This is a genomic window from Streptomyces sp. RPT161, assembly GCF_027533845.1.
Taxonomy (GTDB): domain Bacteria; phylum Actinomycetota; class Actinomycetes; order Streptomycetales; family Streptomycetaceae; genus Streptantibioticus_A; species Streptantibioticus_A silvisoli_A.
In genome coordinates, this window is record NZ_JAPZVN010000007.1 from 26,196 (window position 1) to 37,218 (window position 11,023).

General features: G+C 71.4%; 12 protein-coding genes. 8 read left to right on the forward strand and 4 right to left on the reverse strand.

What is annotated here, in order from left to right; all coding sequences use genetic code 11:
* Complete coding sequence (locus tag O5O46_RS16305) at nt 1-363, reverse strand: DUF952 domain-containing protein (RefSeq protein WP_269856154.1); 363 nt, start codon at nt 361-363, stop codon at nt 1-3.
* Between the two features lie 88 nt (nt 364-451).
* Here O5O46_RS16305 and O5O46_RS16310 point away from each other — a divergent pair, with 88 nt between their 5' ends.
* From O5O46_RS16310 to der, 4 genes are all read left to right on the forward strand, one after another.
* Entirely contained in the window at nt 452-1,537 is a 1,086-nt protein-coding gene (locus O5O46_RS16310; RefSeq protein WP_269856155.1) for a prephenate dehydrogenase, read from the forward strand.
* A gap of 86 nt (nt 1,538-1,623) precedes the next feature.
* Nucleotides 1,624-2,307: a (d)CMP kinase gene (cmk, locus tag O5O46_RS16315; protein ID WP_269856156.1), complete on the forward strand. Its 684-nt coding sequence runs from the start codon at nt 1,624-1,626 to the stop codon at nt 2,305-2,307.
* A 68-nt stretch (nt 2,308-2,375) separates the two neighbouring features.
* Complete coding sequence (locus O5O46_RS16320; protein WP_269856400.1) at nt 2,376-2,963, forward strand: lysophospholipid acyltransferase family protein; 588 nt, start codon at nt 2,376-2,378, stop codon at nt 2,961-2,963.
* A 43-nt stretch (nt 2,964-3,006) separates the two neighbouring features.
* Complete coding sequence (gene der / locus O5O46_RS16325) at nt 3,007-4,464, forward strand: ribosome biogenesis GTPase Der (RefSeq protein ID WP_269856157.1); 1,458 nt, start codon at nt 3,007-3,009, stop codon at nt 4,462-4,464.
* Between the two features lie 27 nt (nt 4,465-4,491).
* Here the strand turns inward: der and O5O46_RS16330 are convergent, their stop codons facing one another.
* Nucleotides 4,492-4,824 carry a hypothetical protein gene (locus O5O46_RS16330; protein ID WP_269856158.1) on the reverse strand — a complete coding sequence of 111 codons (333 nt, stop codon included), beginning with the start codon at nt 4,822-4,824 and terminating at the stop codon, nt 4,492-4,494.
* 157 nt (nt 4,825-4,981) lie between these two features.
* Nucleotides 4,982-5,785 (reverse strand): hypothetical protein, encoded by an 804-nt coding sequence (locus tag O5O46_RS16335; RefSeq protein ID WP_269856159.1) that lies wholly within the window; start codon nt 5,783-5,785, stop codon nt 4,982-4,984.
* Between the two features lie 511 nt (nt 5,786-6,296).
* Here O5O46_RS16335 and O5O46_RS16340 point away from each other — a divergent pair.
* From O5O46_RS16340 to O5O46_RS16355, 4 genes are all read left to right on the forward strand, one after another.
* Nucleotides 6,297-6,989 (forward strand): LysM peptidoglycan-binding domain-containing protein, encoded by a 693-nt coding sequence (locus tag O5O46_RS16340; RefSeq protein WP_269856160.1) that lies wholly within the window; start codon nt 6,297-6,299, stop codon nt 6,987-6,989.
* A 293-nt stretch (nt 6,990-7,282) separates the two neighbouring features.
* Nucleotides 7,283-8,806, forward strand: coding sequence for an acetaldehyde dehydrogenase ExaC (exaC, locus tag O5O46_RS16345; protein ID WP_269856161.1), 1,524 nt, complete (start codon nt 7,283-7,285; stop codon nt 8,804-8,806).
* Nucleotides 8,806-9,216 (forward strand): DUF779 domain-containing protein, encoded by a 411-nt coding sequence (locus O5O46_RS16350; protein WP_269856162.1) that lies wholly within the window; start codon nt 8,806-8,808, stop codon nt 9,214-9,216. The genes exaC and O5O46_RS16350 overlap by 1 nt, the downstream gene beginning before the upstream one ends.
* Before the next feature lie 317 nt (nt 9,217-9,533).
* A complete protein-coding gene (locus O5O46_RS16355) occupies nt 9,534-9,749 on the forward strand; it encodes an I78 family peptidase inhibitor (RefSeq protein ID WP_269856163.1) in 216 nt (71 codons plus the stop codon).
* An 85-nt stretch (nt 9,750-9,834) separates the two neighbouring features.
* On the opposite strand, the gene O5O46_RS16360 is transcribed toward O5O46_RS16355, so the two are convergent.
* Entirely contained in the window at nt 9,835-10,875 is a 1,041-nt protein-coding gene (locus tag O5O46_RS16360; RefSeq protein WP_443072549.1) for a phosphatase PAP2 family protein, read from the reverse strand.
* Nucleotides 10,876-11,023 lie beyond the last annotated feature (148 nt).

The following is an 11,023-nucleotide window of genomic DNA, read 5'->3' on the forward strand; positions in this document are numbered from 1 at the left end:
CTAGGACCAGAGCTTGAGGCTGAGGGCCCGTCCTTCGGCGTCCCGTTCCACCTCCAGCATTCCGGCGACCGCGGTGCGGTTGATCCGGCCGTACACGTGCGGGAAGAGGACCGCGGGCGCGGTGCCCGGCGGGGGCGTGCCCGCCGGTGGCTCCCAGCGCACCGGGGAGTCCAGCGCGTCCTCGTCGATCAGCAGCACCATCAGCGGGCCGACCGCGTCCCGGTAGAACGAGTCGGCCACCGCCAGCGCCGTGGACTCGTCGGGCGAGCAGTGCACGAAGCCGTCCTCGGCGAGGGACGGCGGCGCGTACGGCCGCTCCGGGACGCGCAGCCAGTCGTCCAGCGGGACCACATGGAAGATCATGCGCACCGTTCTACCGGACGCGGCGCCCGAAGCCCGCGTGGGTAGGACCGAAACGACCCCCGGAACGGCGCAGTGGAAAAATGGCGCCATGCGAACCGCCGCCGTCATCGGCACCGGACTGATCGGCACCTCCGCCGCCCTGGCCCTGGCCAGCCGTGGGGTCACCGTCCACCTCAGCGACCACGACCCGGACGCCGCCCGTACCGCCGCCGCGCTCGGCGCCGGAACCACCGACGCACCGCAGGGACCGGTGGACCTGGCGATCATCGCGGTACCTCCGGCGCACGTCGCCACGACGCTCGCCGAGGCGCAGCGTGCCGGGCTGGCCCGCGGCTACCTCGACGTGGCCAGCGTCAAGGGCGGTCCGCGGCGCGATCTGGAGGCGCTCGGATGCGACCTGTCGCAGTACATCGGCACGCATCCGATGGCGGGCCGGGAGCGGTCGGGACCGCTCGCGGCGACCCCGGACCTGTTCGAGGGCCGCCCGTGGGTGCTGACCCCGACCCGCGGCACCGACACCGAGGTGCTCAACCTGGCCCTGGAACTGGTCGCGCTGTGCCGTGCGGTGCCGGTGGTGATGGACGCCGACGCGCACGACCGCGCCGTGGCGCTGGTCTCACACACCCCGCAGCTGCTGTCCAGCATGGTGGCGGCCCGCCTTGAGCACGCCGACGAGTCCGCGGTGCGGCTGTGCGGCCAGGGCATCCGCGATGTCACCCGGATCGCCGCATCCGAGCCCGGGATGTGGGTCGACATCCTCTCCGCCAACCCCGGGCCGGTCGCCGATGTGCTCGCCGAGGTCGCGGCCGACCTCGGGGAGACGGTGGAGGCGCTGCGTTCCCTCCAGTCGGCCGACGAGGCCAAGCGGCAGGACGGCGCGGCGGGCATCGAGCGGGTGCTGCGGCGCGGCAACGCCGGACGGGTAAGGGTGCCCGGCAAGCACGGCGCGGCGCCCACGGTGTACGAGTCCGTGGTGGTCCTCATCGGCGACCAGCCCGGCGAACTGGCCCGGGTGTTCGCCGACGCGGGTGCGGCCGGGGTCAACATCGAGGACGTGCGCGTGGAGCACGCCACCGGCCAGCAGACGGGTCTGCTGCAACTCATGGTGGAGCCGAAGGCGGTGCCGGTGCTCACCGCCGCGCTGCGCGAGCGCGGCTGGTCGATCAGGCAGTAGGCCGACGGGACGGCACCGCCCGCGCGGCCGGTAACCTTGTCGTTGGCGTTCTGCTCCCACCCGTGCACGAGGAAGGTCCCCCAGCTGTGGAAACTCCGGTGATCGTCGCCATCGACGGCCCGTCCGGCACGGGTAAGTCGAGCACGTCCAAGGCGGTCGCGGCCAAGCTGGGCCTGAGCTACCTGGACACCGGCGCCCAGTACCGGGCGATGACGTGGTGGATGCTGAGCAACGGCATAGACGTCGACGACGCGGCCGAGGTGGCCACCGCCGCCGACAAGCCCACCATCGTCTCCGGTACGGACCCGTCCGCCCCGACCATCACGGTCGACGGCACGGACGCCGCGGGCCCGATCCGCACCCAGGAGGTCACCGCGGCGGTCAGCGCGGTCAGTGCGGTGCCCGAGGTGCGCGCCCGACTCGTGGAGCTCCAGCGTTCGGCCGCCGCCGCGGCGCCGAACGGGATCGTGGTGGAGGGCCGGGACATCGGTACCACGGTGCTGCCCGACGCCACCGTGAAGATCTTCCTGACCGCCTCCGCCCAGGCGCGCGCGGCCCGGCGCAACGGCGAGCTGAACGGCAAGGAGGCGGCCGACCTCGCCGCCACCCAGGCCGCGCTGGTCAAGCGGGACGCGGCCGACTCCGGCCGTAAGACCTCGCCGCTGGCCAAGGCGGACGACGCGATCGAGGTCGACACCACGGACCTCACCCTCGACCAGGTCATCGAGTGCGTCGTCACCCTGATCGAGGAGAAGCGAGCGGCTCGGTGACGCGCACGCACGGCGCGACCCCCGGTCCACGCGGCGCGGCCGTCGGCCGCGGGATCGGCATCGGCCTGATGAACGGCGGCTGGCGGCCCCGGGTGCTCGGCGCCTGGCGGTTCCCGACCAGCGGTCCGGTCATCCTCGCGGGCAACCACGCCCACAACGTCGACGGCCCGATGCTGATCGGCACCGCGCCGCGGCCGGTGCACTTCCTGGTCAAGCAGGAGGCGTTCGTCGGCCCGCTGGGTCTGTTCCTGCGGGGCATCGGCCAGCTTCCGGTGGACCGCGGCCGCGCCGACCGGGCCGCGATCAGCGCGGCGCTCGGTGTCCTGGAGCGCGGTGGGGTTCTGGGGATCTTCCCCGAGGGCACCCGCGGCGCCGGCGACTTCGCCGAATTGCGGTCCGGGCTGGCCTACTTCGCGGTGCGCACCGGCGCGCCGGTGGTACCGGTGGCGGTGCTCGGCAGCGCACGCGCCGGACGGCTCATCCCGGCGCTGCCGCCGCTGCGCAGCCGGATCGACGTGGTCTTCGGTGACCCGTTCGATCCGACCGACGGAACCGGGCGCCGTACCCGCAGCGCGCTGGACACCGCCACCGCCCGCATCCAGAAGCAGCTGACCGCCCATCTGGAATACGCCAGGCGCGCCACCGGGCGCGACTGAGGAACCCCGAACACTTCGCTGACGGATGACGAGGAAAGACTTCATGGACACCACAGACGAGTACGGCGAGCACGGCGCGCTCGGCGACGCCGAGTACGCCGAGTTCATGGAGCTGGCGGCGGAGGAGGGCTTCGACCTCGAAGAGGTGGCCGACGACCTGGCCGCGGCCGGACACGGCCCGCTGCCGGTGCTGGCCGTGGTCGGCCGTCCCAACGTGGGCAAGTCGACCCTGGTCAACCGGATCATCGGGCGCCGAGAAGCGGTGGTCGAGGACCGCCCGGGCGTCACCCGGGACCGGGTCACCTACGAGGCCCACTGGAACGGCCGCCGCTTCAAGATCGTCGACACCGGTGGCTGGGAGCAGGACGTCCTCGGCATTGACGCCTCGGTCGCCGCGCAGGCCGAGTTCGCCATCGAGGCCGCCGACGCGGTGGTGTTCGTGGTCGACTCCACCGTGGGCGCCACCGACACCGACGAGGCGGTGGTCAAGCTGCTGCGCCGGGCGGGCAAGCCGGTCGTGCTGTGCGCCAACAAGGTCGACGGCCCTTCGGGTGAGGCGGACGCGGCCATGCTGTGGTCGCTCGGCCTCGGTGAGCCGTACCCGGTCTCCTCACTGCACGGCCGCGGCACCGGTGACCTGCTGGACGCGGTGCTGGAGGTGCTGCCACAGGCGCCCGCGCAGACCTTCGGCGAGGCGCTCGGGGGGCCGCGCCGGGTGGCGCTGATCGGTAGGCCGAACGTCGGCAAGTCCTCGCTGCTGAACAAGGTCGCGGGCGAGGAGCGGGTGGTCGTCAACGAACTCGCGGGCACCACCCGCGACCCGGTGGACGAGTTGATCCAACTCGGCGGCAAGACCTGGAAGTTCGTGGACACCGCGGGTATCCGCCGTCGTGTCCACCTCACCGAGGGCGCCGACTACTACGCCTCGCTGCGCACCGCCGCGGCCCTGGAGAAGGCCGAGGTGGCGGTCATCCTGGTCGACGCCAGCGAGACGCTCTCCGTACAGGACACCAGGATCGTCTCGATGGCGGTCGACGCGGGCCGGGCCTGTGTGATCGCCTACAACAAGTGGGACCAGCTGGACGAGGAGCGCCGGTACTACCTGGAGCGGGAGATCGAGCAGGACCTGGTGCAGGTCCAGTGGGCGCCCCGGGTGAACGTTTCAGCGCTCACCGGGCGCCATATGGAAAAGCTCGTTCCGGCGATCGAGACCGCGCTCGCGGGCTGGGAGACCCGGATTCCCACCGGCCGTCTCAACGCCTTCCTGGGCGAGCTGGTCGCCGCGCATCCGCACCCGATCCGCGGCGGCAAGCAGCCGCGCATCCTGTTCGGCACGCAGGCCGGGACCAAGCCGCCGCGGTTCGTACTGTTCGCCTCCGGCTTCCTGGAGGCGGGCTACCGCCGCTTCATCGAGCGCCGGTTGCGCGAGGAGTTCGGCTTCGAGGGCACCCCGATCCAGATCTCGGTGCGGGTGCGCGAGAAGCGCGGGCGCAAGAAGTAGCCGCCCCCCGCGATGCGCGGGCGCCGTTCAGCGCCCGCGCATCCGGTTGTCGTACGGGGCGATGGCCCCGGACGGATTGGACTGCCCCGGAGGCAGCGCGGCGGGCAGTTGACCGCGGTAGCGGCCGTAGGACTGGGTGATGGCCCGCTGTTCGTGCTGCGGCCAGGGGCGACCGTCGTCGAACTGGAGTTCCTCCTCGCCGGTGCGGTCGCCTGGCAGCGCCCGGAACATCCGTCGGTACTCGGAGTACAGCGCGTCGTAGATCGGGGTGGCCGAGCCCGCGAGCGAGTCGTGCGGCGAGCGCATCGGCGGGATGTGGCTCTGGTACGGGACTCGGGAGAAGGTGTCATAGGTGTGCACGTATGTACCAACGATTCCCGTACGTCCGAGATGCGGGCCGTACGGGGCGAAATGACCCTTCCCTAGGCAAAAGTCGTATGACGAGGGCCAATCGGGCACGACGAAGGCCGGAGTACCCCCGAACGGGGTACTCCGGCCTTCGTGGCGATCGGCTGGCTCAGGTACCGGCGAGCGGCATCGTGCCGCCGACCAGCCGACCGGTGCTCGCCGCCCGGTCCAGCGCGTCGCGCAACAGGTCCTCGCGCGGCTGGCGGCCGATGGTGCCGGCCGGCGCGGCGTAGACGAACACCTTGTTGCTGCGGTTGGCCGCGCTGCGCCAGCCCTCGCTGACCGGCAGCGGCTGGTGCGCCTGCCACCAGGCGGAGGCGTTGGCGGCGTTGGGGCTGCCCTGGAGGACGGCGTGCAGCTTGCCCATCGCCATCAGCACGGACCAGCCGGCCAGCTCGGGCGGCGGGATCTCCAGGTTGCCGACCGGGTGGAAGCCCGCCTCGCCGAGCAGGACCAGGAACTCGTCGTGGGACGAGTTGCCCGGGCGGGCCACCGGGCTGGTGGGCTCGACCACCAGCGCCGGGTGCAGGTTGTCCTGGCAGAGCACCAGACCGCAGGTGATGCCCAGGACGGCCTGCTCCTCAGGGGTCGGCTGGACTGAGGCGGGCGGCTGCTGCGGCGGCTCGGTGGCGGTGGTCTCGCCGGTGATGCTGCGCACGGCGACCTGTAGCTGCTCCTCGGAGACCGGTACGACCTGCGACGGGATGCATCTGGCGTGCGCGAAGGCGAGCACCGCGGTCTCCTCGCCGACGAACAGCACCGTGCTGGTGCGTTCATGGTCGGTGTTGCCGGGGGTGCGGCAGGAGGTGCAGTCGTACGGGCCAGGTGCGTTCTCGCCTGACGCCAGGCGGGCGGCCTCCTCGTCGCCGATCTCGGCGCGTACATCGTCGCTGACATCGAGCATGGGCGGCACGGGGTGACTCCTCGGGGGTGCGTTCGGCGCGAGCCCGGAGTTTCCCGGCTCGCAGTGACAACGGGCCATCTGTGGCAGGGGTCACGCGCGGACTGGGGCGGGTTCAACTAGTCGTATGCGTAGGGTGATCGGCCTCCCGGAATCCCTTACTCCGTGTAGATCTTGTGACGTTGTACACGCTTGTGAACGCGTGAAGAACCTCACAGGAAGGTTGCGTTCCGCTGCGCGGTATCGGGATGAAACGCCATCAAAGCGGCGCGAAACAGCGGCTGTTACCTCTGGTAACAGCCAACTGGCCTGGGCAGAACGGGCATTGGTTGATATCAGCGGCTTGTGCTCCCTAGATTCGGCGGCCGTGTGCACAGAGCACCGCCCGGGCAGTCCGCACGGAGGATGACGGCGCGTCAGCGCGGTCGGCGGACGGGCGGGACGGGCACGGGGCGCGAACGCGTCCGGTGAACGTCCCGTTGGCACGACAGGGGGAAGCCCGGGTCCGTTGAGAAGGGGATTCATGTCCGGACATCCGGAGCGCCGCAAGCACGCAGTGACGTCCAACACCGCGACCGGGCTGCGCCGCAGGGCGCGGGCCGCCATGTTCGCGGGGGCGGCTGTCGTGGCACCCCTGGCCGCGGTCGCGGTCAGCGCGGGGCAGGCGCAGGCCGCCGACTCTGGTGTGTGGGACCGCATCGCGAGCTGTGAGAGCGGCGGCGACTGGCACATCAACACCGGCAACGGCTACTTCGGCGGCCTTCAGTTCAGCGCCAGCACCTGGGCCGCCTACGGCGGTACGAACTACGCGCCGAACGCCAGCGAGGCCAGCCGCTCGGAGCAGATCGCGGTCGCCAGCAGGGTGCAGGCCGCACAGGGCTGGGGCGCCTGGCCGGTCTGCTCGTCCCAGGCCGGGGCGTACGGCGGCGCGCCCACCGAGTCGGCGCCGCGGTCCAGCGGCGCGAGCCACACCAGCGGCCACAAGACCTACAAGCCGGCGCCCACCGAGCGCAGCGAGGAAGCGCCGAGCACCACCAGGTCCGCCACCCGCACCACCGAGTCGGGCCACGGCGACTACACCGTCGCCTCCGGCGACACGCTCAGCGGCATCGCGGCGGCCCACGGCACCACGTGGCAGCACCTGTACGCCGCCAACAAGAAGGCCATCGGCGACAACCCCAACCTGATCATGCCGGGAGAGCGCCTCAACGTCTGATCCGTCCGGCTGGAATCGCCACATCCGCTCGCCGTCGCGGGGGTACGAACCCACCGCGACGGCGAGCGACTTGTCTGCCGGGGTCCTGCGGCGCCGTACCGCCCCGGGGGCGGGTCAGCGCTCAACTCCCGTAGCGCCGACCGGTCGTCGGCGAACCGTCCCTTGGCGCGATCCGTACCAGCTCATGGCCGAGGCGGCGGACCGGGGGTAGCGTGCGGTCGACCCAGGAACGTCGCTCCATCCAGGAACGTCCGGGCCGCCCCGCGCGCCCGAACCCCCAAGGAGGCAGCCGTATGACGGTCTATCAGGCACCTGGCACACCCGGCAGCGCCGTCACCTTCCGCTCCCGGTACGAGAACTGGATCGGCGGCGAGTGGACCGCCCCCGCCGCCGGCCAGTACTTCGAGAACCCGACCCCGGTCACCGGACAGACGTTCACCGAGGTCGCCCGCTCCACCGCCGCCGACATCGAACTCGCCCTGGACGCCGCCCACTCGGCGGCGCCCGCCTGGGCCCGTACCGCACCGGCGGAGCGGGCCGCGGTGCTCGGGAGGATCGCCGACCGGATCGAGCAGAACCTGACCCAGCTCGCGGTCGCCGAGGTGTGGGACAACGGCAAGCCGATCCGGGAGGCGCTCGCCGCCGATCTTCCGCTGGCCGCGGACCACTTCCGGTACTTCGCCAGCGCCATCCGGGCGCAGGAGGGCTCGATCGCGCAGCTGGACGACGACACCGTGGCCTACCACTTCCACGAACCGCTGGGCGTGGTCGGCCAGATCATCCCGTGGAACTTCCCGATCCTGATGGCTGCCTGGAAGCTGGCGCCCGCGCTCGCGGCGGGCAACGCGGTGGTGCTCAAGCCCGCGGAGCAGACCCCGGCCTCGGTGCTGGTGCTGATCGAGCTGATCCAGGACCTGCTGCCGCCTGGCGTGGTCAACGTCGTCAACGGCTTCGGCGTCGAGGCGGGCAAGCCGCTGGCCGCCAACTCCCGGGTGGCCAAGGTGGCTTTCACCGGGGAGACCACCACCGGCCGCCTGATCATGCAGTACGCGAGCCAGAACATCATCCCGGTCACCCTGGAGCTGGGCGGCAAGAGCCCCAACATCTTCTTCGCGGACGTGGCGCGCGAGCCGGACGAGTTCTACGACAAGGCGCTGGAGGGCTTCACCATGTTCGCCCTCAACCAGGGCGAGGTGTGCACCTGCCCGTCCCGGGCGCTGATCCAGGAGGCGTTCTACGACAGCTTCCTCAGCGACTGCCTGGAGCGGACCCGCTCCATCCGGCAGGGCAACCCGCTGGACACCGACACTATGGTGGGCGCCCAGGCCAGCAACGACCAGCTGGAGAAGATCCTCTCCTACGTCGACATCGGCGCCGCCGAGGGCGCCAAGCTGCTCGTCGGTGGCGAACGCGTCGACCTCGGCGGTGAGCTCTCCGGCGGCTACTACATGGCGCCGACGATCTTCGAGGGCCAGAACAGCATGCGGATCTTCCAGGAGGAGATCTTCGGCCCGGTCGTCGCGGTCACCCCCTTCGAGGGCTTCGACGAGGCGATCTCGCTCGCCAACGACACGCTGTACGGACTGGGCGCGGGCGTGTGGACCAGGGACGGCAACACCGCGTACCGGGCGGGTCGCGCCATCCAGGCCGGCCGGGTGTGGACCAACTGCTACCACGCCTACCCCGCGCACGCGGCCTTCGGCGGCTACAAGAACTCCGGCATCGGCCGGGAGGGCCACAAGATGATGCTGGACCACTACCAGCAGACCAAGAACCTGCTGGTGAGCTACGCCCCGCAGGGGCTCGGGCTGTTCTGATGGGCACGGCCAAGGCGTGCCGGGTCGGGTGCACCGAGGAGGCGGCGCGGCTGCTGCGCCGCCTCGCGGAGTCGCACGGCCCGTTGATGTTCCACCAGTCGGGCGGCTGCTGCGACGGCAGTTCGCCGATGTGCTACCCGGCGGGGGAGTTCCTCGTCGGGGAGGCCGATGTGCACCTGGGGGACCTCGATGTGCCCGGCACGGTCCCGGTGCCGGTCTGGATGGCGCGGGACCAGTTCGCGTACTGGAGCCACACGCATCTGACGATCGACGTGGTGCCGGGGCGCGGCAGCGGGTTCTCGTTGGAGGCGCCCACCGGCCACCGCTTCCTGATCCGGTCGCGGCTGCTGACCGATGAGGAGCTTGCCGCGCTGGGCGGGCGGCCTGCCCAGGGCCGGTCCGCGTTGTGAACACGTGAACAGCGAGGGGGCGGTGTGGAGGAATAGTGGGTTCCGTTCCAGCCATTCCGCTTGGTGTTGGCGATTAACTCCGCATGCCCTTCTGAAATTGCGTGGCAGGTGCTGGCAACAGCCTTCCGGATAAACCGGCTGGCCGGTGCACGGATGATTTCTGGCGGGCGTGGCGGTGTTTTTCGCGGAGGGCGCGGCGGCGCTGAGTGAGGGGCGCCGGGGCGGCAAACACCGCGACGCGCACTGTGACAGAAGCGTGACGATGCCACCGGTCCGCCCCTCGGCGGCGCCAGCCGAGGGGCCGTACGGTGGCGGACATGGCACCCTCACCGACCCCCGGTCCGGTCCCCGAGGACGACCTCGGTCAGTACGTCGGCATGCCCGCGCAGGAGGCCGAGCGCACCGCCGCCCGGCACGGCTGGACGACGGTACGGGCGTTGCCACCGGACGCGGTGATCACCCTGGAGTACCTCGCCGGGCGGCTGAACCTCACGGTCCAGGACGGCGTGGTGACCCGCTGCTGGGCGGGCTGAGCCCGAACACGCCGACGGCCCGCGGGGGAGTTGTGCGTACCGCTCCCCGCGGGCCGTCGACCTCTCGTGTGCTGCGTCCTTCGGCTCAGCCCTGGTTGCCCCGGCCGCGATGGGTGGCCGGGTGGGCCGCCCGCTCGACGTGCGGTGGGCGGCGGTTGCCGGGCGCGGGGACCGTCGCCCGGTCATGGCGCGCGATGTGGCCGCGCATGCCGTGGTGCGCCGCCCTGGAGGCCGTGGCGGTCGCGGTGGCGGTGGCGGCGGTGGGGCGGGCGGGGGCGCCCGCGCCGACCGGCTGGAGCAGCGGGGCGTCGTCCGCGGCGTCGCGCGGCGGGATGACGCCGGAGCGGGCGGCGATCGGCGAGACCGTGACCGGCGTCGGCAGCCAACGGGACCGCAACTGCGTCCACTTCACCAGCAGCCACTGCTCGGCGCGGCTGATCAGCGGCTCGAACCAGGGCAGCGCAAGCAGCACCAGCAGCCCCGCGCACCAGCCGCTGAGCACATCGCTGACCCAGTGCGTACCGAGGTAGATCGTGGTCATGCCCACGCCCAGCGAGAGCATCGCGCTGACCACCGACAGCACCCGCCTGGCCCGCGGCGTGGTGGCCAGATAGGCAAGGATCCCCCAGGTCACCACCGCGTTCGCGGTGTGCCCTGAGGGAAATATGTCGCCGGCCTTGAACAGTTCGGCGGAGCCGATCGTGGTGGCGTAGTGCGGGCCGAGCCTGCCCAGGCCGTACTTGACCGCGCCCACCGTGATGTTGAGAAGCAGCAGCGCGGTGCCGAGTACCAGCAGCGGGCGCAGGGAGCGCTGCTTCCAGGTGCGCCAGCCCAGCCACGCCGCGACCATCACGGCTGTCGGGCCGCGCTGCCCGAGGACCACGAAGTAGTCCAGGAACGCGTGGAATTGGGGCCACTGCTTGTACGGCCGGAACAGCATGACCTGCCAGTCCAGCCGCACCAGCCGGGACGTGCCGAGCACGGCCGCGACTATGGCCGCGTAGGCCACCGTGGTGGTGCCGAACAGCACCCGGCGTGTCCGGCTCATCCCTGGGACCTCGTGGTCGCCCGGCCGCGGCGGCTCTAGCCGTGGCGCCGGGGCGGCGAGGATTCGGTCAGTACGCACACAATCGACGTTACAGCGTGTGACGGCTGTGTTTGGCCGAACGGGCCTTTTTGTGATGACGATGTGATGTGGCAACAGTCACGGATGTCGGGCAGCTCACATTTTCCACTTCTTCTGGACGTGGTTGAGCGGTGCCGTTGCGGTGGTG